17 protein-coding genes are annotated in these 21321 nt (G+C 33.9%); 12 read left to right on the forward strand and 5 right to left on the reverse strand.

All coding sequences use genetic code 11. From position 1 onward, the window contains the following. Positions 1-11 precede the first annotated feature (11 nt). Positions 12-245: an acyl carrier protein gene (locus tag BMY39_RS02800; protein ID WP_009778413.1), complete on the reverse strand. Its 234-nt coding sequence runs from the start codon at positions 243-245 to the stop codon at positions 12-14. Between the two features lie 184 nt (positions 246-429). Between BMY39_RS02800 and purN the strand changes: the two genes are divergently transcribed. The 4 genes from purN (at position 430) to BMY39_RS02820 (ending at position 4878) form a co-directional block, all read left to right on the forward strand. Next, positions 430-996 (forward strand): phosphoribosylglycinamide formyltransferase, encoded by a 567-nt coding sequence (gene purN / locus BMY39_RS02805; protein WP_092575071.1) that lies wholly within the window; start codon positions 430-432, stop codon positions 994-996. Between the two features lie 151 nt (positions 997-1147). Next, entirely contained in the window at positions 1148-1792 is a 645-nt protein-coding gene (locus tag BMY39_RS02810; RefSeq protein WP_092577590.1) for a ribonuclease H1 domain-containing protein, read from the forward strand. A 180-nt stretch (positions 1793-1972) separates the two neighbouring features. Continuing rightward, positions 1973-2914 carry a PfkB family carbohydrate kinase gene (locus tag BMY39_RS02815; protein ID WP_092575073.1) on the forward strand — a complete coding sequence of 314 codons (942 nt, stop codon included), beginning with the start codon at positions 1973-1975 and terminating at the stop codon, positions 2912-2914. Positions 2915-2979: 65 nt separating this feature from the next. Continuing rightward, positions 2980-4878 carry an amidophosphoribosyltransferase gene (locus BMY39_RS02820; protein ID WP_092575074.1) on the forward strand — a complete coding sequence of 633 codons (1899 nt, stop codon included), beginning with the start codon at positions 2980-2982 and terminating at the stop codon, positions 4876-4878. A 503-nt stretch (positions 4879-5381) separates the two neighbouring features. Here the strand turns inward: BMY39_RS02820 and BMY39_RS02825 are convergent. After that, positions 5382-5990, reverse strand: a complete 609-nt coding sequence (locus BMY39_RS02825; RefSeq protein ID WP_092575076.1) for a superoxide dismutase — start codon at positions 5988-5990, stop codon at positions 5382-5384. A 122-nt stretch (positions 5991-6112) separates the two neighbouring features. Here BMY39_RS02825 and BMY39_RS02830 point away from each other — a divergent pair, with 122 nt between their 5' ends. From BMY39_RS02830 to BMY39_RS02850, 5 genes are all read left to right on the forward strand, one after another. Continuing rightward, on the forward strand, positions 6113-9253 hold the full coding sequence (locus BMY39_RS02830; RefSeq protein WP_092575078.1) for a UvrD-helicase domain-containing protein: 3141 nt from the start codon (positions 6113-6115) through the stop codon (positions 9251-9253). Positions 9254-9432: 179 nt separating this feature from the next. Beyond that, positions 9433-10821: an OmpA family protein gene (locus BMY39_RS02835; RefSeq protein WP_092575080.1), complete on the forward strand. Its 1389-nt coding sequence runs from the start codon at positions 9433-9435 to the stop codon at positions 10819-10821. Between the two features lie 72 nt (positions 10822-10893). After that, complete coding sequence (locus BMY39_RS02840; protein ID WP_092575083.1) at positions 10894-13650, forward strand: PD-(D/E)XK nuclease family protein; 2757 nt, start codon at positions 10894-10896, stop codon at positions 13648-13650. Between the two features lie 2 nt (positions 13651-13652). Further along, positions 13653-14495 (forward strand): alpha/beta hydrolase family protein, encoded by an 843-nt coding sequence (locus BMY39_RS02845; RefSeq protein WP_092575089.1) that lies wholly within the window; start codon positions 13653-13655, stop codon positions 14493-14495. A gap of 6 nt (positions 14496-14501) precedes the next feature. After that, complete coding sequence (locus BMY39_RS02850) at positions 14502-16175, forward strand: glycerol-3-phosphate dehydrogenase/oxidase (RefSeq protein WP_245738145.1); 1674 nt, start codon at positions 14502-14504, stop codon at positions 16173-16175. 101 nt (positions 16176-16276) lie between these two features. Here the strand turns inward: BMY39_RS02850 and BMY39_RS02855 are convergent, their stop codons facing one another. Further along, the gene (locus tag BMY39_RS02855) at positions 16277-17239 is read right to left on the reverse strand and encodes a sodium-dependent bicarbonate transport family permease (RefSeq protein WP_092575093.1); all 963 of its coding nucleotides are present in this window, start codon (positions 17237-17239) and stop codon (positions 16277-16279) included. A 90-nt stretch (positions 17240-17329) separates the two neighbouring features. Between BMY39_RS02855 and BMY39_RS02860 the strand changes: the two genes are divergently transcribed. After that, entirely contained in the window at positions 17330-18256 is a 927-nt protein-coding gene (locus BMY39_RS02860) for a LysR family transcriptional regulator (protein ID WP_092575095.1), read from the forward strand. On the opposite strand, the gene BMY39_RS02865 is transcribed toward BMY39_RS02860, so the two are convergent. After that, positions 18253-18774 (reverse strand): CvpA family protein, encoded by a 522-nt coding sequence (locus BMY39_RS02865; protein ID WP_092575097.1) that lies wholly within the window; start codon positions 18772-18774, stop codon positions 18253-18255. The genes BMY39_RS02860 and BMY39_RS02865 overlap by 4 nt on opposite strands. Before the next feature lie 117 nt (positions 18775-18891). Here BMY39_RS02865 and BMY39_RS02870 point away from each other — a divergent pair, with 117 nt between their 5' ends. Both BMY39_RS02870 and pheS read left to right on the forward strand, forming a co-directional pair. Continuing rightward, a complete protein-coding gene (locus BMY39_RS02870; protein WP_092575099.1) occupies positions 18892-19248 on the forward strand; it encodes a hypothetical protein in 357 nt (118 codons plus the stop codon). A 218-nt stretch (positions 19249-19466) separates the two neighbouring features. After that, the gene (gene pheS / locus BMY39_RS02875; protein WP_092575101.1) at positions 19467-20486 is read left to right on the forward strand and encodes a phenylalanine--tRNA ligase subunit alpha; all 1020 of its coding nucleotides are present in this window, start codon (positions 19467-19469) and stop codon (positions 20484-20486) included. 51 nt (positions 20487-20537) lie between these two features. Here the strand turns inward: pheS and BMY39_RS02880 are convergent, their stop codons facing one another. Next, the gene (locus BMY39_RS02880; protein WP_092575103.1) at positions 20538-21284 is read right to left on the reverse strand and encodes a hypothetical protein; all 747 of its coding nucleotides are present in this window, start codon (positions 21282-21284) and stop codon (positions 20538-20540) included. Positions 21285-21321 lie beyond the last annotated feature (37 nt).

Genomic DNA, 21321 nt, shown 5'->3' on the forward strand with positions numbered 1-21321 from the left:
AAATGTATTGCTTATTTTGCTTCTTCTATGTAAGAAATAGCTTGACCTACAGTAGCAATATTTTCTGCTTGATCGTCTGGTATTTGGATATCGAATTCTTTTTCAAATTCCATTATTAATTCCACAGTGTCTAAAGAGTCTGCTCCCAAATCGTTTGTGAAGCTAGCTTCCGCAACTACTTCGTTTTCGTCTACACCTAACTTATCTACGATAATAGCTTTTACTCTTGATGCAATGTCTGACATAATCTTTTAATTTTAAAGGTTTAATTAGTTGGCAAAAATAAAAAACTTTATTTTAATACACAGTATTACTAAAAAAATGTGTCTGTAATTTACAAAAAATTACATTCAAGTATTTACTTTTACCTTCTAATTGTTAATATTTATTCTGTTTTGTTCGAATAATCTTAACACTATAGTCTGTAAAATGAAACGTATTGTAATTTTTGCGTCCGGAAGTGGAAGTAATGCTGAAAATTTAATTAAGTTTTTTCACAACAGCGATAATGCGTCTGTTATTCAAGTATTATCTAACAATCCCCGTGCCAAAGTCTTAGATCGGGCCAAAAGATTAAAAGTTAGTGCGCTGTCTTTCAATAGAATAGCGTTTTCTAGAAGTGAAGATGTTTTAAATATTTTAAAAGCATCAAAACCTGATTTGATTGTTTTGGCGGGTTTTCTATGGAAATTCCCTGAGTTTATTTTAGATGCGTTCCCTGACAAAGTGATAAATGTGCATCCTGCGCTATTGCCCAAATACGGGGGGAAGGGTATGTATGGCATGCATGTGCACGAAGCGGTGGTTGCCAATAATGAAACTGAAACTGGTATTACTATACATTATGTAAATGAAAATTATGATGAGGGTGCTGTAATTTTTCAGGCGAAATGCAATGTAGCTGCTAATGATACTGCTGAAGATGTAGCAGCTAAAATTCATGAATTGGAAATGGAGTATTTTCCTAAGGTTGTTGATGAATTATTGAAAAAGTAAATGTCATTCAGAGCGAAGCGAAGAATTTTAAAAAGAATCTCGACGTTTTAATTTAACAGATTCTTCAGTCGTTCCTCCTTCTGAATGACAGCATATAGTTAGTTTAAGAAAATTTATATTGAGATCCTGAAACAAGTTCAGGATGGTGAAAATGGGATCTAAAAAGAAAAAGAAATACTACACCGTTTGGAAAGGCCACCACACTGGCGTTTTCGAATCTTGGGACGACTGTAAAGCGCAAATCACAAATTTTGATGGTGCACAATACAAATCTTTTTCAACGTTTGCAGCCGCTAAAAAAGCACTTAAGGGTAATTACAAAGATTATATAGGTAAAAATAAAAAATTCACTTCAGAATTATCGGAAGTACAGCTTGAGAAAATAGGGCAACCCAACTATAATTCCATTGCTGTTGATGCGGCTTCATCTGGAAATCCAGGGAAAATGGAATACCGTGGCGTAGACACAAAAACCAAAAAGCAACTCTTTATTCAAGGGCCTTTTGAAGAAGGCACAAACAATATTGGCGAGTTTCTAGCTATTGTTCATGCATTAGCATTTTTAAAAAAGAAAAATAGCAACCGCATCATATATACCGATTCTAAAACTGCTATAAGTTGGGTGAAAAAGAAAAATTGTAATACAAAATTACAACGCACAGAGAAAAATAAACCTGTATTCGACTTAGTTGATAGAGCCGTTGATTGGCTTAAAAATAATACTTACAATACCACAATTGTAAAATGGGAAACCAAAGCTTGGGGCGAAATTCCTGCTGATTTTGGGAGGAAATAGGAATTAATATGTGCAAATCTTCTTAGAAAAGTTATACTAACTAGTATGTAAACTACTTTACGTTAAGCACAAGAACATACAGGGTAAAAACAGTTTTCTTTGAGAGCAACCCCCACAGAAATTAACCTTGATTATCGAGTAAAAGACTTATATTTGCAAAAAAATGAGGACTCCTTTTTTATGAGCAAATTAATAATTGTTGGTACAGTGGCCTTTGATGCTATTGAAACACCGTTTGGTAAAACCGACAAAATTTTAGGTGGAGCAGCCACGTTTATAGGACTTTCTGCATCTCACTTTAATGTAGACGCAGCACTTGTGTCAGTTGTTGGGGGTGATTTTCCACAAGAATATTTAGACTTACTTTCTGATAAAAATCTTGATATTACAGGTATTGAAGTTGTAAAAGATGGTAAAACCTTTTTTTGGAGCGGACGCTATCATAACGATATGAATTCTCGTGACACTTTAATAACAGAATTGAACACACTTGCAGATTTTAATCCTGTTGTCCCTAAAGGTTATAACGATGCCGATGTGGTGATGTTAGGGAATTTGCATCCACTTGTGCAAGCAAGTGTTTTAGATCAGATGACGGAAAAACCTAAGTTGGTCATTTTAGATACCATGAATTTTTGGATGGATTGTGCTTTAGATGATTTGTTAAACGTTATTAAACGTGTTGATGTTATTACCATTAATGACGAGGAAGCACGACAATTAACAGGCGAATATTCTTTAGTGGTTGCTGCTAGAAAAATACATAACATGGGACCAAAGTATGTTGTAATAAAGAAAGGGGAACATGGTGCGTTGTTGTTTCATAATGAGAACGTATTCTACGCACCAGCATTACCATTAGAAGAGGTGTTTGATCCAACAGGTGCGGGAGATACTTTTGCCGGAGGATTTGCTGGTTACCTAACCAAAACTGGAGATGTGTCTTTTGAGAATATGAAAAACGCAGTGATTTATGGCTCTACTTTAGCGTCTTTCTGTGTTGAGAAATTTGGTACTGAGCGTATGCAGAACTTATCAAAAGATGAAGTTGAAAAACGATTGTTACAGTTTAAACACTTAACACAATTTGAAATAGAATTAACACAAAAAAGCACACTCTAAACGAGTGTGTTTTGGTTTAATATAATTATTAGTTCCGCGATAGCGAAATAACAAGAATTACAAATATGAGCGATGCTTTAAAACATGAATGCGGAATCGCACTCATAAGACTTAAAAAACCATTAGAGTATTATAAGGAAAAATATGGGAGTGCATTTTATGGTGTAAATAAAATGTACCTCATGATGGAAAAACAGCATAACCGCGGACAAGATGGTGCTGGTTTTGCGAGTATTAAACTAGATGTAAAACCAGGGCAACGTTATATAAGTAGAGTTAGGTCTATTGCACAACAGCCTATTCAAGATATTTTCGATCAAATAAACGAGCGCATAAATAATGAGTTTAAAAATCATCCAGAATATAATGATGATGTGGCGCTTCAAAAGAAAAACATTCCATATATAGGTGAGTTACTTTTAGGTCACGTGCGCTATGGTACTTTCGGAAAGAACAGTGTGGAGAGTGTACACCCGTTCTTAAGACAAAATAATTGGATGCACAGAAACCTAATTATGGCGGGGAACTTTAATATGACAAATGTTAAGGAACTGTTTCAAAACTTAATTGAGTTGGGACAGCATCCAAAAGAATATACAGACACCATTACGGTAATGGAAAAAATCGGTCATTTTTTAGATGACGCTGTTAGTAAAATTTACAAGAATTTAAAGAAAGAAGGCTATAATAAACAACAAGCATCGCCATTAATAGCTGAACGTCTTAAAGTATCTAAAATACTAAAAAGAGCTGCAAAAAATTGGGATGGTGGCTATGCTATGGCAGGATTAATTGGTCATGGTGATTCTTTCGTCTTGAGAGACCCAGCGGGCATTAGACCTTGTTATTATTACAGTGATGACGAAGTTATAGTTGTGGCTTCAGAGCGTCCGGTTATACAAACGGTGTTCAATGTGAAGTTTGAGGATGTAAATGAGCTGCCACCAGGACATGCCATTATCACAAAAAAATCTGGAGACTTTTCTATAAAGAAAATTTTAGAGCCTTTAGAACGAAAATCTTGCTCATTTGAGCGTATTTATTTTTCCAGAGGAAGTGATGCTGAAATTTATCAAGAGCGCAAAATGCTTGGTAAATTATTAATGCCTAAAGTATTGAAAGCTATAGAGGGTGATTTAAAAAACTCTGTCTTCTCATATATTCCTAATACTGCAGAAACATCCTTCTTTGGAATGATTGAAACAGCAGAGTCTGAGCTTAATAAAAAGAAAACCGACACCATTTTAAACGGTAAACGCAATATTTCTGCTGAAGAAGTTACACAAATTTTATCCGAGCGTATTCGTGTTGAAAAAATCGCGATTAAAGATGTTAAGCTTAGGACGTTTATAACCGAAGATAGTAGTCGTGATGATTTAGTAGCACACGTTTATGATATTACTTATGGAGTAATAAAGCCAAACGACAATTTAGTGATTATCGATGACAGTATTGTTAGAGGTACAACACTTAAAAAGAGTATTCTAAAAATGCTGGACAGATTGAATCCTAAGCGCATAGTTGTGGTGTCCTCTGCCCCACAGATACGTTATCCGGATTGTTATGGTATAGATATGGCCCGTCTTGAGGATTTAGTCGCGTTTCGGGCAGCTTTAGCGTTACTGAAAGACCATAACAAGTACCACATAGTAGAAGATGTTTATAAAAAATGTAAAGCTCAAGAAGATTTTGAGGATAAGAACGTTCAGAACTATGTAAAAGAAATTTACGATTCCTTTACAGATGATGAAATTTCTATAAAAATCTCTGAACTGTTAAGCGATACATCTATTAAGGCTGAAGTGAAAATACTTTTTCAGCCAGTAGAAAATCTTCATAGAGCTTGTCCAGAACACTTGGGAGATTGGTATTTTACAGGTAATTATCCTACCGACGGTGGTAATAGAGTAGTAAATAGAGCATTCCTTAATTTTTACGAAGGCAATAAAGAAAGAGCATATTAATTATTAATTTGATAATTTGGTTTGCGGTTAAACTATAAATCATGCATTTTGCCTGATAAATGCGCAATTCATCTAATAAATATTCTGATTATCCGAAAATAGACATAAATTGGTCTCACCATAACATAAGTAGGTTAAGTTCATGGTAGATTTGGGGCAAAAAAAGGTGAACGTTAGTTCGCCTTTTTTTATGCAATCCTATGAATAATATTGAACAAAAGTTAAGATTACAATATTGTCTTAATAATTGAATTTCCTGATAGTATAGCCATTCGTCTATATTTTATAACCTTATTTCCTTTAAGCCAATTTATAAGCAGTTCAGCCAAAATATTTTCGCATGCTTTAATAGCAATATATATTTGACTCACCATAACATAAGTAGGTTAAGTTTATGGTAGATTTGGGGCAAAAAGGTGAACTGCAAAGTTCACCTTTTTCATTTTAAGCCAAAAAAAACGCCCACTTAAAGTGGACGCTTATTACTTTTAAAAAAAACGCTTTTACTTCGCTTCTGCATAACGTTTTTCAACCTCGTTCCAGTTAATAACATTAAAAAATGCATTAATATAGTCTGGTCTGCGGTTTTGGTAATTCAAATAGTAGGCATGCTCCCAAACATCAATTCCTAAAATTGGAGTGCCGCCACAACCGATTCCTGGCATTAATGGATTGTCTTGATTTGCCGTAGAGCAAATATCTACCTTTCCACCCTTGTGTACGCACAACCAAGCCCAACCTGAACCAAATTGTGTAGCCGCAGCTTTCGAGAAAGCATCCATAAACCCTTCTTTAGAGCCAAAAGCTACTTCTATAGCGTCCTTTAGCTCTCCAGATAAATAACCTTTGCCTTCAGGATTCATAACACTCCAAAATAAAGAGTGGTTATAAAATCCGCCACCGTTGTTTCTAACAGCGCCGTTGCTCATATCTAAATTGGTAAGAATGTCTTCAATAGATTTTCCATCTAAATCGGTGCCTTCAATAGCAGCGTTTAATTTACTTGTATATCCTGCATGGTGCTTAGAATGGTGTATCTCCATTGTTCTTGCATCTATATGAGGTTCTAAAGCATCATATGCGTAACCTAATTCTGGTAATTCAAAAGCCATAATTATTTGTTTAAAATATTAATATTTAATTTCAACAAAGTTATACATAAAAGGCATCAATTAAAAATAATATATCGTTATGAACTCATTGATAGTTTTTATCTTGTATGCAAATTTAAACTATGATAAAACCAAGTGACTTTACGATTTACAATGCCTCTGCAGGTAGCGGCAAAACATATACGCTCGTAAAGGCTTATTTAAAAATTGTTTTAAGTTCTAAAAGCCAAGACGTTTTCAAGCGTATATTAGCTATTACATTTACAAATAAGGCTGTTGCCGAAATGAAAAGTAGAATTATAGATACACTTAAAACGTTTTCTGATACTTCTATTTTAAAAAGTTCTAACAATGCTATGTTTGTCTCGCTGTGCTCAGAGCTTAACGTTTCGCCAGAAGTTCTTCATCTTAAATCGAAAGTAGTTTTAGACACTATAATTCATAATTATGCTGCTTTTGATATTTCAACGATTGACGGTTTTACACACCGAATAATTAGAACTTTTGCTTACGATTTAAAACTCCCATTAAATTTCGAAGTTGAATTAGACCAAGACGCCCTTTTAAATGAGGCAGTAGATAGCCTAATAAATAAAGCTGGAACAGATAAGCAGCTTACCAATATTTTAGTGGATTTTGCAATAGAAAAGGCTGACGATGATATGAGTTGGGACGTATCGTTCGACTTTAATAAAATAGCAAAATTGCTGGTAAACGAAAATGATTTTCCTTATATAAATCAGCTAAAAGATAAAACCTTAGATGATTTTAAGGCACTTAAAACACAAATAAAGAAGGAGTTAAAACATACAGAACATGCTGTAGCCGAAGCATCGCAAAGCGCATTGTCTCTAATTGGAGAATCTGGTTTAGAATTTAGTGATTTTTCGGGGAGTTATTTGCCTAATCATTTTCAAAAATTAAGTGCGAAAAATTTTGAAGTGAATTTTACTGCTAAATGGCAGGTAGACTTAGAGAACAAGACACTTTATCCAAAACGTGTTACCGAACATATTGCCTTAACAATTGAACAAATACAACCTCAAATTGTATCGGTTTTTAATAAAACCAAACAGGGTGTATTTCATTATAAATTTTTAAAAGCATTTTACAAAAACATCACGCCGCTTTCAGTTTTAAACGCTATAAATAAAGAGCTAACACTTTTAAAGGAAGAGCAAAATAAAATGCTTATATCAGAATTTAACTCTATAATAAGTCAAGAAATTAAAGACCAGCCCACGCCTTTTATTTACGAGCGGATTGGAGAAAAATTCAAGCACTATTTTATTGATGAGTTTCAGGACACTTCGGTTAAGCAATGGGAAAACTTAATACCACTCGTTAGTAATGCATTATCCGCAGAAAACGGAAGTCTTATGTTGGTTGGTGACGCGAAACAAGCCATATACAGATGGCGTGGAGGCAAAGCGGAACAGTTTATTAATTTATTCAATGCAGATGAGCGTCCGTTTCACATGCTTCAAAATGTTAATAATTTAGACACAAATTACAGAAGTTTTAAGGAAGTGGTTCAATTTAATAACGGTTTATTCAGTTTTGTTGCAGATGTCGTTTTTCAAAATAAAGATTATGCAAAACTCTATGAGCGTGCCCACCAAAACCCTAATAGTGAAAAAAATGGTTATGTAGAGCTAACATTCTTGGATATTGATAAAGACGAAGATAGGGACGACGCTTTTACCACAGCGGTATTAAACTCAATTAGTGGAAGTGTTAGCAATGGTTTCGAATATGCCGATATTACGGTTTTAGTCAGAAAGAAAAGTGAAGGTGTTGCCGTTGCCAATTGTTTAAGTGAAAATAATATCCCTATTTTATCTTCAGAAACTTTACTAATTGCAAATTCGCCAGAAGTAACCTTCGTAAACAATATTTTAACACTTTTGGTACAGCCTGAAAATAACGAGGTTAAAATTGAAGTGTTATATTTTTTATCTGAAATATTACCTATTGAAGACAAACATCAATTTTTCGTTAACCATATCAGCCTTTCTATACATAAATTATTTTTTGCCCTAGAAGGTTTTGACATCTACCTAGATGGAGAGTTACTTTCTAAATTGCCCTTATATGATTTGGTTGAAACCATAACCAGAAGCTTTAATTTGATTAAACACCCAAATGCATACTTACAAGGGTATTTAGATGTCGTGCTCGATTTTTATCACAAAAAGGGCTCCAGTATTTTGGAGTTTTTAGACTTTTTCAGCAAGAAAAAAGACACTTTAAGTATTGTTTCGCCCGAAGGTAAAAATGCAGTACAAATCATGACTATACATAAAGCTAAAGGCTTAGAATTTAATGTTGTGATTTTTCCCTATGCCGATTTAGATATTTATAAGGATTTTGAGCATAAAGAATGGTTTAGCATAAACGAAAGTATGTATGCTGGTTTTTCTCATACTTTATTGAACTTTAGTTCGGATTTTGAGCATTTTGGTGTTCAGGGTTTAGAGCTGTTCAATAAGCATAAATCGCAACAGGAACTTGATAATATGAACCTTTTGTACGTGGCGCTAACAAGAGCCAAAGAACAACTTTATATAATTTCAAAAAATGATAACGACTTAAAAGAGGGTGCTAAAAGCACAAAATATTCAGGGTTGTTAATTAACTACCTTAAACATTTAGATCTATGGGACGATACAAACTTAACTTATAGTTTTGGAAGCGAGCAAACAAAAAGAGGTATAACCCAAGAAAATAAGTTAGTTATTGAGCAGCGCACTTTTGTATCTAATGCAAAAGAAGACATTAATATAAAAATCGTTACTAAGTCTGGGACATTATGGAATACGGAACAACAAGAAGCTATAGAAAAGGGAAATTTAATTCACGATATACTAGCTAAGATTCTAACAGGTGATGATATAGATAGAGTTTTGGAAGAAGCGTATATTTCATCTGAAATCACAGCATCCCAAAAAGAAGCCATTAAAACAAAAATTATTGAAATAGTACATCATCCAGAATTGCACACATATTATACATCAGAATATACTATTTATAATGAACGGGATATAATTACCAAAACAGGGGAAATACTTCGTCCTGACAGATTGGTTTTAAACGAAGAAAATAAAACTGTAGTGATAATGGATTACAAAACGGGAGAAGTACAAAAGAATCACCAAAAACAGTTATTTGAATATCAACGTAGTATTGAAGACATGGGATATGTTGTAATAAAAAAGATACTAATCTATGTTAACGATACTATAACCGCTAGCTATTTTTAGCTAAATCACAAAATTTTTCAATCGTATTGCGCTCATTTGAGAAAAAAGTTGTCTAAAATCATTCTGAAATACGCATGAATAAAGGTAATCTTCATTTTTTTTATATATTTGTCTTTGTTAATAACATTTAACAACTTACTTTTGTTCACAATTAACACTTAAAAATTAAACTTTTGAATATGAAAAATCTTAGCCGATTATTGTTCGCTATGTTGCTAGTACTAGGTTATAGCAACGTTGATGCGCAAGACAAAAACAACCCTTGGCAAATTACTATTGGGTTAAATGCAGTTGATGCTTACCCTAACGGAGATGGTGGCGCTTTTAGTGAGACCATTTTTGATGAATTTGTTAATGTGGAAGACCACTACAACATTTTACCATCCCTATCTACTATTTCAGTTTCTAAATATATTGGAGATGGTTTCTCTTTTGGTGTAGCCGGTTCATTAAATAAAATAGATAAATGGGGAGATGTTCCTGGTTCTAATCCAGAAGAAACCCGTGTAGTAGATGATTTATCATACTATGGTATCGACGGTACCATTAAATATGGAATTGGTGAAGTGTTAGACTGGAAAACTTTCGATCCTTTCATTGGAATCGGTGGTGGTTACACTTGGATTGATGAGATTGGAGCAGGTACTTTAAACGGTACTTTAGGTTTCAACCTTTGGTTTAGTGAAAACATTGGTTTAACTATCCAAACAGCTTATAAGCATGCTTTCGAAGATTACTTAGATACACACTTCCAACATACTGCTGGACTTTCAATTAGATTTGGAGGAACTGATACTGACGGAGATGGTATTTATGACAAGGACGATGCTTGTCCAGATGTTGCTGGTTTAGAAGAATTCAATGGATGTCCTGATAGTGATGGTGACGGTATTGAAGACAGTAAAGATGATTGTCCTAACGAAGCTGGTTCTGCTGAGTTTAATGGATGTCCTGATAGTGATGGTGATGGTGTAGTTGATAAAGATGATAAATGTCCTACTGTTGCAGGATTAAAAGCCTTAGCTGGTTGTCCAGATGCAGACGGTGATGGCGTAACTGATGCGGATGATAAGTGTCCAAATCAAGCTGGTCCAGCTGCAAACAATGGATGCCCATGGCCAGATACTGATGGTGACGGTGTATTAGATAAAGATGACAAATGTCCAGACGTTAAAGGTACTGTTGCTAACAACGGATGTCCTGAGGTTTCTGAAGAAGTTCAAAAAACTTTAAATGAGTATGCTAAAACTATCTTATTTGATTTAGGTAAATCTTCAATCAAAAAGCAATCTCAAGAAGTTTTAAATGATATAGTTGATATCCTTAAGGAGTACCCAACTTCTAAATTTACAGTTGAAGGTCATACAGATAGCACTGGTAGTGAGAAATTAAATCAATCTTTATCTGAAGCTAGAGCACTTTCTGTGAAAGAATATTTAGTTGACAATGGTATTGATGAATTTAGACTTTCTGCTCTTGGATATGGTGAAGCTAAACCAATTGACACTAACAAAACTAGAGCTGGTAGAGCTAACAACAGACGTGTTGAAATTAACTTAGTAAAATAAGTAAAACACGTTTAAAAAATAAGTTTGTAAAAACGCTTCGGATATCCCGGAGCGTTTTTTATTTTTATACATATGAATAGCTTTATTTTTGATGTTTTAAACGAACTACAAGAGAATAATTATAATCTGTCCGAATTAACATTTGTACTACCTAGCAAAAGGGCTGGTTTATTTTTAAAACACCAAATATTAAAAGTTAGTAAAACGACACGTTTTGCACCAAAAATATTGAGCATTGAAGAATTTGTTGAAGAACTTTCTCAACTAAAAAGCGCAAAAAATACCGATTTACTATTTGAGTTTTATGACACATACCTAAGTTTAACCGAAAAAACAAAACAAGATTCTTTTGAATCCTTTTCAAAATGGGGGCAAGTATTACTCCAAGATTTCAATGAAATTGATCGTTATCTTATTTCACAACAACACATTTTTGATTATTTAACGGCAATAAAAGAAATAAACCATTGGTCTTCTGAAAAAAATCAGACTGATTTTATTAAAAACTATTTACAGTTTTGGAATAAATTAGGCGCATATTACAATCACTTTACAACATCATTAATCAATAAAAATATTGGTTACCAAGGATTAATTTATAGAGAGGCGGTAGAAAATATTGAGTCATTTATACAAAACTCTAGCCATAAGAAAATAATTTTCCTTGGGTTCAACGCATTAAATACGGCCGAGGCAACAATTATTCAAGAGTTGCTGCATAACGACAAGGCTAAAATTTATTGGGATATCGACGATAAATTCATCAACAACCCAAAACATGATGCTGGGTTGTTTACAAGAGCTTATAAAAATAACTGGACATTTTTTAAAACACATCCTTTTAAATGGATTACCCAGCACTACTCAGAAGAAAAAAATATTTCGGTTTTTGGCATACCAAAAAATGTGGGGCAAGCAAAATATATCGGCGAGCTACTTGAAGATTTAGAACAAAAAAACAAGAGTTTAGAACGTACAGCCGTTGTTTTGGGTGATGAGAACTTACTTATACCAGTTTTAAACTCATTGCCAGAAAGCATAGAGGCTACAAATATAACTATGGGATTTCCACTAAAATCTATTCCCTTAGCCTCTCTTTTTGAGATACTATTCCGTATCCATAAATCAGATTCTAAAAGCTTTTATTATAAAGAAGTTATTTCGTTATTATCCAATCAGTTTGTCAAGCCTCTTTTTTTTAATGCAGATTCAGATGTTGCCAATAGGCTAATAACACATATTAATAGGAACAATGCAACCTATCTTAACGTAGAACTTTTAAAGCAGATTGCGCCAGAACACGACATTGTTTTAAATATGCTGTTTTCTGGTTGGGATGCTTCAGTAGAACGTGCGTTGACAAATTGCACTGAATTAATATTTGCAATTAAATCGTATTTAGATAGAGATAAGGCCTCAAATAGATTGTCTCTAGAATACCTGTACAGGTTTAATCAACTATTTAATGAAATCTCTAGATTAAATTCAACCTACAAGCACATCAAAGACATATCTGCTCTTCACAACATTTATATAGAGTTATTAAGTTTAGAAACTCTAGATTTTAAAGGAGAACCACTAGAAGGTTTACAAATTATGGGAATGTTAGAGTCTCGTGTTTTAGATTTTGAAACTGTAATTATTTCTTCTGTAAACGAAGGTATACTTCCCGCAGGTAAAAGCAATAACTCTTTCATACCTTTTGATGTAAAGTTAGAAAACAAGCTACCAACCTATAAAGAAAAGGATGCTGTATATACATATCACTTTTACAGGCTTTTACAACGAGCAAAAAATGTAATTATACTGTACAATACAGAAGCAGACGTACTAATAGGAGGAGAAAAAAGTAGGTTCATCACCCAATTAGAATTAGAAGGCGTACATAAAATACATCATCAAATAGTGGTACCCAAAGTTCCTATTCTTGAACAAAAATTGAAGACTATTAAAAAAACAGAAGCTTTGTTAGGAGATATATACTCTGTTGCGCAAAAAGGGTTTTCTCCATCTTCATTGACTAGTTATATTAGAAACCCAATTGATTTTTATTATCAAAAGATTTTAAAAATTAGAGAGTACGACGATGTCGAGGAAACAGTTGCAGCAAATACATTGGGCACTGTGGTTCATAATACTCTTGAGGATTTTTATAAACCACTTATAAATCAGGTGTTAACAGTTGAGGTCATAAAAGCCTTAAAACCTAGGATTGAAGAAAGGGTTCGGTTTCATTTTAAGAAAGAATTTAAAGAGGGTGATATTTCAAAAGGAAAAAATTTAATTGTGTTTGAAATCGCAAAACGCTATGTGTTAAATTTTATAAACTCTGAAATAGAGGACATAAAGAATGGCAATAAGGTAAGAATTCTTGAAATTGAAGCTGAAACTGCGGTAGATATTGATATCCCAGGAATAGATTTTCCAGTGAGGATAAAAGGGAAAGTGGATAGGGTAGATGAACGTAACGGTGTAACAAGAATAATTGATTACAAAACTGGAAACGTACAGCAAGCTCAGGTTGAAATAGTAGATTGGGAAAATATAACTACAGACTATAAAAAATACGGCAAAAGCTTTCAAGTGCTCGCATATGCTTACATGATGTGTATAGCTAATAAAATACAATTGCCAGTAGAGGCTGGTATTGTATCGTTTAAAAACTTAAAATCTGGATTTTTAAAGTTTGCAAAAAAGGAAAGCGAAAGGAGTAGAACTAAGGATTCTAGAATAACAAATGCTACAATTTTAGCTTTTGAGGGAGAATTACAGTCTTTGATTTCAGAAATTTGTAATCCTAAAATTGATTTTACAGAAAAAGAAGTTTAGTAATGACAATAGTTAAAAATTTTATTATTGAAGGAAAACACAATAAACCCATTGTAGCTGATATTTTTTACAAAGACGATAACACTCGTAAGCCCATATTAATATTTTGCCACGGCTATAAAGGTTTTAAAGATTGGGGTGCTTGGGATTTAATGGCAAATGTGTTTGCAGACTTAGGTTTTTTCTTTATTAAATTTAATTTTTCACATAATGGTGGTACTGTTGAACAGCCTATGGATTTTCCAGATTTAGAAGCGTTTGGAAATAACAATTACACTAAGGAACTTGACGATTTAAAGTCTGTTATTGATTGGATTTATGAAGCTTCCGAACTCGGAGACAATCTTGATAATAACAACATTAATTTGTTAGGTCATAGCCGAGGCGGCGGCATTGTAGTTATAAAAGCAGAAGAAGACTCTCGAGTAACTAAAGTAATCAGTCTTGCTGGAGTTTGTGCTTACGGTAAACGAACTTCAACCATCGGAGATTTAGAACAGTGGAAAAAAAATGGCGTAAAATATGTTATGAACGGAAGAACCAAACAACAGATGCCGCATTTCTATCAATTTTATGAAGACTTCAAGGCAAATGAGGAAAGGCTAACCATAAAACGGGCGGTTTCTAATTTAAAGATTCCATATCTCATTATACACGGAGATAATGATGCAAGTGTTTTGATAGATGAAGCAATTCAGCTTCATACATGGTACAAAAAAAGCAAGTTAGAAATAATTAGAGGAGCAGACCATGTGTTTAATACCAAACATCCTTGGTTAGAAAAAACAATTTCTAAAGAATTAAAAGATGCAATCGCACTTATAATAGACTTTATTAAATGCTAAATTAGATTGAAAACTCCAAGCTTTTCTACACTTAATAGGTCGTCATATATAAACAAACTTAAAACAGAGGTTTTTGATTTGGCAATTATTGGTGGTGGTATTACAGGAGCCGGTATTGCTCTTGATGCTTCAGCAAGAGGATTAAAAGTTTGTTTGGTAGAGAAAAACGATTTTGCCTCTGGCACTAGTAATAAATCAACTAAACTTATTCATGGTGGCTTGCGCTACTTGAAGAATTTTGAAATTAGTTTGGTGCGAGAATCAGGTTCTGAACGTGCTGTTGTTCATAATCTAGCACCACATTTGGTAAAACCAGAAAAAATGTTGCTACCCCTTGTTGAAGGGGGTACCTACGGAAAATGGATGACTGCCTTAGGCTTAAAAGTTTATGATTTTCTGGCAGATGTAAAAGGTGATGATAGACGCCGCATGTTAGATAAAAAAGAAACCTTAAAAAAAGAGCCTTTACTAAATAAAGATGTGGTTATCGGTGGCGGAATTTATGCTGAATATAGAACAGACGATGCACGATTAACCATCGAAATATTAAAGAAAGCAGCCTCTTATGGCGCTACAATCATCAATTATTGTGAAATGAAATCCTTCAATTATAATGATGATTTCAAGATTGAAAGTCTAAATTGTAAAGACAGAAATACGGGTAGCAACCTCATAGTAAAAGCTAGAAGCTATATATCGGCTGCCGGTCCTTGGGTAGACAGCATTCGTAAAAAAGACAATTCAATAACCAAACAACGACTTCATCTTACAAAAGGCGTTCATTTAGTATTTCCATATGATAAATTACCAGTAAAACAATCTATTTATTTTGACGTGCCAGATGGCAGAATGATATTTGCCATTCCTAGAGGGCGTGTAACTTATGTAGGTACTACAGATACAGATTATTTTGGGAATTTAGATCGTGTTATTGCAACAAAACAAGATGCAAACTATCTTTTGAGTGCTGTTAATAACACCTTTAAGTCTGTTCATCTCACTATTGATGATATTGAATCCAGTTGGGCTGGATTAAGACCATTAATCCATGAAGCGCATAAATCTGCTTCAGACTTGTCCCGAAAAGATGAAATATTCATATCAAACAGTGGCTTAATATCTATAGCAGGAGGTAAACTTACAGGCTATAGAAAAATGGCGTTTAGAGCTTTAGAAAGCGTTTTGAAATCATGTTTAAAAGAAAACACGAATAGATTTTTAGAGTCTACTACAGAATCGATCTCTTTGGTACATCCTCCGCTAACCTCAAATGATGACGTAAAAGCGTACCAACAGGAAATAGAAAGTCACTTAACACGTTTAGGGATAAAAGACACTTACTATTCGTGGTATTTATGCGCGTCTTATGGAAAACAAGCCGATATAATTGTAGAAAAATCGAAAACATTTAGTTCTACTAATGCTCTAGAAAATTTGATTAGAGCAGAACTTTGGTATAGCGTAAATTTTGAGATGGTGAATTGCCTTAATGACTTCTTTATAAGGCGTACAGGACGTTTATATTTTGATATTGAAAGTATGCATAAATTCAAAAGTGTCATCATAAAAGATATGGCAACACTTTTGAATTGGGATATTCAAAGATTATTGAAAGAAGAGGAAAAACTAAACCTAGCGATTCAGGATTCCACTACATTTTACGATAAAGATTTTGAATAAAAATTCAATACTTGCTGATTTCTCCCTGTCCTAAAAGCCGTTTTACAAAGTAAACGATATAAGGGTAGCTTATTAATATTAAGGTATGAAGACCCTAAAAACTACATCATTTGTATAAAGGCATAGTAAATAGGCATACCTAAGGTAATATTAAAGGGAAAGGTAATGCCTAAAGCCATAGGGATGTATATACCCGCATCGGCTCTTGGTTCTGCAAGTTTCATGGTAGCTGGCACAGCAATGTAAGATGCGCCGGCACCCAAAATAGCGAATAGTAGTCGGTTGCCTATACTTTCTGTTATAAAACCACTTAAATATGCTACTATTAAACCGTTGATTAGTGGTACAATAATTCCGAAAGCCAATAAAAAGAAACCATACTGTTTAAAGCCTTTAATACGTTTAGCGGTTACCATACCCATTTCTAATAAGAATAAAGAAAGGAACCCTTTAAAAATATCAGTAGTAAAAGGCTCGATACCTCTTGCTTGATTTGCATCGGCAATAAGGCCAATAACCAAACTACCAACGAGCATTAAAACACTACCACCTGTTAAGGAATGTTTTATTAAAGCTCCCATGGATTTATCGGTTTGTTTTCCAGCATCGTAGAGCATAATTAGAATTACACCAACTATAATGGCTGGTGATTCCATTATTGCCATAATAGCTACCATATGTCCGCCAAAAGTAACTCCTTGTTGTTCTAAAAAAGACACAGCTGTAACGAAAGTCACTGCGCTAACAGAACCATATGCTGCAGCTATAGCTCCTGCATTTGGCACGCCAACCTTTTTCTTAAGAGCAAAAAACGTATAAATAGGCACCAAACTAGATAATAAAATTGCAAAAACTATAGAATATAATATCTCAGAATTAAATTCGCTATGCGATAACTCCTGTCCGCCTTTAAAGCCAATAGCAAATAAAAGGTAAAGCGAAATAAACTTCGAAGAGTTTTCGGGAATCTTTAAATCGCTTTTTAAGTAGGTTGCAAGAATACCTAAGATGAAAAAAAGTAAAACAGGATTCGTTAAATTGCTGATGAGCACATCTATATTCATAATGGTTATTTTAAGTTGCGGAGGCAAAAGTATTTTATTGCAATCATATATTTTTATTTAATTTTGTTATCAAACACATAAAGCATATTTATGAATTTTACGTTACATCAATTAAAGGTTTTTAGTGTGATTGTTCAAAATAAAAGCATCACCAAAGCTGCTGAAGAGTTGAATATGACGCAACCCGCGGCATCTATACAACTAAAAAACTTTCAGGACCAGTTCGACATTCCACTTACAGAAGTATTAGGACGGCAGTTGTATGTCACTGATTTTGGTAATGAGATTTATGATATCGCTGAAAAGATTTTAAACCAGGTTGAAACCATAGATTACAGAACCCAAGCATTTAAAGGCTTATTGTCTGGTAAACTTAGAATTTCAGTTGTATCTACAGGGAATTATGTAATGCCGTATTTTTTAAATGGCTTTTTAAAACAACACCCGCAAATAGATTTGGTATTAGATGTTTCCAATAAAACCAATGTGATAAAAGATTTAGAGCAAAACGAAGTTGATTTTTCATTGGTTACCATTAGTCCGAAGCATCTAGACTTGCATGAAGAACCTATAATGATTAACAAATTGCATTTAGTTGCAGCTGCAAGCAACAGTTTAAACATTAAAAGAATAGAAGATAAATCTATTTTTAACAGAATTCCTTTAATCTACAGGGAAGAAGGTTCAGGCACACGTTTTACCATGCAAGAGTTTTTTGCAGAAGAGCATATTCAACCCAAGATTAAATTAGAATTAACTACAAACGAGGCTATAAAACAAGCGGTGGTTGCAGATATTGGAATGTCTATTGTGTCGTTGCTAAGTATTAAGAACGAATTGTCACAAAACGAATTGAAAATAATCCCTGTAAAAGGATTACCGTTAGAATCGCAATGGAAACTTATTTGGTTAAAGAAAAAGAATTTATCGCCAGTAGCCCTAGCATTTTTAGACTATGTAAAGCAAGAAAAGGATAAAGTATATAATGAGTTTTTTAAGTGGATGGAACAGTATTAGATGCTTTGCATTGTATCTGTTTGTTGCTTTTCTTCGTTCTTTTTTAAAATATTAGGAAAAATAGTTGGTGCCAAAGATTTTACAGGTTTATAAAGTACAGACTCCTCTAAATCTTCTGCACTAGCAAAAGGTATCGTTTTGTTTAATCCATCAAAAACAATAAGTACAACGCTTAAAATCAATCCGATTTTTAAGCCCCCAAAAACACCACCAAGAATTTTGTTTAAAATGCCCAAAGCCGCAAAATTAGCGAGTTTTGTTAATGCTTTTCCGGCAAGAGCAATCGCCACAACTATAATTATAAATGTAATGGCAAAAGCCACAATATTAATGTATTTCTCATCCCACGACACTTTTTCCATTAAAAATTCTGCAGCAAAATTGCTAAAATGAATAGCGCCATAAACACCTGCAACTAAAGCTGCAAGCGAAGCCACTTCCACAAATAGTCCCTTCATAAAGCCACGAATTAGCCCAAAAAGCATTAGGGCACCAAGAATAATATCAATAACTGCCATGGTTGTTTAGTTTTTGTAAATATAGATAAATTCTAACCTTGCTAACTAAAACGTAAAAAAGTCCATAAACGTTTATTAACTTTGATTTTTTTAAAATTTTAATCATAAAAACAAACAGTGTCTAGAGACGAGAAATTAAAAGAACGATGGGATTTGGTGGTTGAAAAACTCTCTAATCAGTTTGCCGATGGTGATACTCTAGATCTCGATGCCATAATTTACCTTATCGGTGTGCAGGAATTAGGGCAACTAAAGAGAACCTTTAAAAAAGACCAAAAGCTAGATTTAATGCACATTGCCATTTGCAAGCTCCTTACGCCTTATGGCTACTACGAGTTGGATTTTGTTGATGAAGACGGATGGCCTCATTATAAAACGCTAGAAGCACTTCCCTTCTTAAAAGCGGGAGAACAATCCGTTTTAATGAAAGAAGCCATCGTTAATTATTTTTTAGAAACCGAATATATTCATTAGGGCGTTACCACAAGGGTCGGGCTTTCACTACTCGCTCCCTCCTGCGTCGGGGAGCTTAAACATACCGTTCAATCCCTAACGCAACCCAACCGCAGCGTCCTTGCGAATCACACTTTTTTGTGTGATGTGGCAATCTCCTAATTTTTAGAGATTACTTCACCGTTTACTCCTAGTAATGTTGATAATTTCATTAAATTTGCCATCATTTTCAAGTTATCATGATAGAGAAAATACAAGAACTTATTGCTGAAGCCGAAGCGTTTAAAGCCCAAACTAAAGAAGAGGTAGAAGCATTCAGAATAAAATATTTAGGCAAAAAAGGATTGTTAAACCAATACTTTGCTGAGTTTAAAAATGTGGCTAACGATCAGAAAAAAGAATTTGGTCAAACTATCAACAAACTCAAAAAAACTGCTGAAGAAAAAGTAAACACCTTAAGAGAAGAGCTTGAAAGTAAAGAAGAGGTAAAAGGGGTTTATGGCGATTTGTCCCGTCCGGGGCAACCTATAGAAATTGGTGCGCGCCACCCAATTTCAATTGTAAAAAACCAAATTATTGAAATCTTTTCTCGCATTGGATTCAATGTGAGTGAAGGTCCAGAAATTGAGGACGATTGGCACAACTTTACAGCATTGAACTTGCCAGAGCACCATCCTGCTCGGGATATGCAGGACACGTTTTTTATACAAACCAATCCTGATGTGTTGTTGCGTACGCACACCAGTTCTGTGCAAGTACGCTACATGGAAAATAACAAACCGCCGATTAGAACTATTTCCCCGGGGCGTGTGTATAGAAACGAGGCAATATCTGCACGTTCGCACTGTTTTTTCCACCAAGTAGAAGGCTTGTATATTGATAAAGATGTAAGTTTTGCAGATTTAAAGCAAACCCTGCAACACTTCACTACCGAAATGTTTGGGAAAAGTAAAATACGCTTACGCCCAAGTTACTTTCCATTTACTGAGCCTAGTGCTGAGGTAGATGTGTATTGGGGCTTAGAAACCGAAACCGATTACAAAATGACCAAAGGTACGGGTTGGTTAGAAATTATGGGTTGTGGTATGGTAGACCCTAATGTTTTGGAGAATTGTGGTATCGACTCAAAAGAATACTCTGGTTTTGCTTTCGGAATGGGTATAGACCGGATTGCTTTATTACTACATCAAATCAGTGATATTCGCTTATTGAGTGAAAACGATGTGAGGTTCTTGGAGCAATTTAAGAGTGCTTTGTAGATTTTTTAGGGATATTCGTTTAACGGTCTTGATTATAAGTTTTTATGTGGTTTAGTGATATACTTTGCAAGTATAATCCACTCTTATCCAAGTTTCTTTATTGAATAGAGAAGGTTCTTTTAACAAAATAAAAAGTTCTTCGTCTGAAGGATTAGCTACAAAAGTCTTGTCTTTGATTTTATTAATTTTTGTCAGTCTATTATAATATTCGAGATTTTCAACAAACGAAGTATCTGCAATTTTACTGTTCCATATAGTTAAACTGTCATTTTTCATTTCAAGCCATACTGCAAACCATTTTCCTTCTTGGTCTATAATATTTAAAAAACACTTGTTATTGTAAGATTTTACTATCACCCTCTTTTCAAGTTTTTTCTGGAAGTGGTTAACGAAGTATCCTTTCACCAGATTTATTTCATATGCCGGTTCTTTTTCAGTATAATAGATGTCTTCATCCAACGTTAATATTATTTTTTGAGTGGTGTCTTTATCCTTTATTATTAATGTGCTTTCTTTAAATTCTACATAAGTAGAATCATTTTTTATACTTTCTAAAAAAGTATAAATGGAATCCTTATGTATCCAATTGGTGCTGTAAATAATACAGTGTTTGTCATTTATTCTTTTAACATTATAATAGATCTGTTCTTCTTTTTGAAGAAATTGGCCATTTAGGAACTCAGGCAATACATGTACAATTTCACCTTTGTTTGGAATCGGGTTCTCAAATAAAAGTATAGCGCATCCAAAAAAGAGAGTCAATAGCAATGCTAAAAAGAAGAACCTTAGTATTTTCATTTTGTTACTTTAAAAAATTAGCACCTGCGAATACAAT

Origin of the sequence: Hyunsoonleella jejuensis (assembly GCF_900111025.1) — a bacterium.
Classification (GTDB): Bacteria; Bacteroidota; Bacteroidia; order Flavobacteriales; family Flavobacteriaceae; genus Jejuia; species Jejuia jejuensis.

Coding starts and splice junctions, on each gene's coding strand:
- BMY39_RS02880 (WP_092575103.1), bottom strand. CDS start 21,284: ATGAAAATACTAAGGTTCTTCTTTTTAGCATTGCTATTGACTCTCTTT.
- BMY39_RS02815 (WP_092575073.1), top strand. CDS start 1,973: ATGAGCAAATTAATAATTGTTGGTACAGTGGCCTTTGATGCTATTGAA.
- BMY39_RS02855 (WP_092575093.1), bottom strand. CDS start 17,239: ATGAATATAGATGTGCTCATCAGCAATTTAACGAATCCTGTTTTACTT.
- BMY39_RS02820 (WP_092575074.1), top strand. CDS start 2,980: ATGAGCGATGCTTTAAAACATGAATGCGGAATCGCACTCATAAGACTT.
- BMY39_RS02830 (WP_092575078.1), top strand. CDS start 6,113: ATGATAAAACCAAGTGACTTTACGATTTACAATGCCTCTGCAGGTAGC.
- BMY39_RS02845 (WP_092575089.1), top strand. CDS start 13,653: ATGACAATAGTTAAAAATTTTATTATTGAAGGAAAACACAATAAACCC.
- BMY39_RS02835 (WP_092575080.1), top strand. CDS start 9,433: ATGAAAAATCTTAGCCGATTATTGTTCGCTATGTTGCTAGTACTAGGT.
- BMY39_RS02860 (WP_092575095.1), top strand. CDS start 17,330: ATGAATTTTACGTTACATCAATTAAAGGTTTTTAGTGTGATTGTTCAA.
- purN (WP_092575071.1), top strand. CDS start 430: ATGAAACGTATTGTAATTTTTGCGTCCGGAAGTGGAAGTAATGCTGAA.
- BMY39_RS02840 (WP_092575083.1), top strand. CDS start 10,894: ATGAATAGCTTTATTTTTGATGTTTTAAACGAACTACAAGAGAATAAT.
- BMY39_RS02810 (WP_092577590.1), top strand. CDS start 1,148: ATGGGATCTAAAAAGAAAAAGAAATACTACACCGTTTGGAAAGGCCAC.
- pheS (WP_092575101.1), top strand. CDS start 19,467: ATGATAGAGAAAATACAAGAACTTATTGCTGAAGCCGAAGCGTTTAAA.
- BMY39_RS02800 (WP_009778413.1), bottom strand. CDS start 245: ATGTCAGACATTGCATCAAGAGTAAAAGCTATTATCGTAGATAAGTTA.
- BMY39_RS02865 (WP_092575097.1), bottom strand. CDS start 18,774: ATGGCAGTTATTGATATTATTCTTGGTGCCCTAATGCTTTTTGGGCTA.
- BMY39_RS02825 (WP_092575076.1), bottom strand. CDS start 5,990: ATGGCTTTTGAATTACCAGAATTAGGTTACGCATATGATGCTTTAGAA.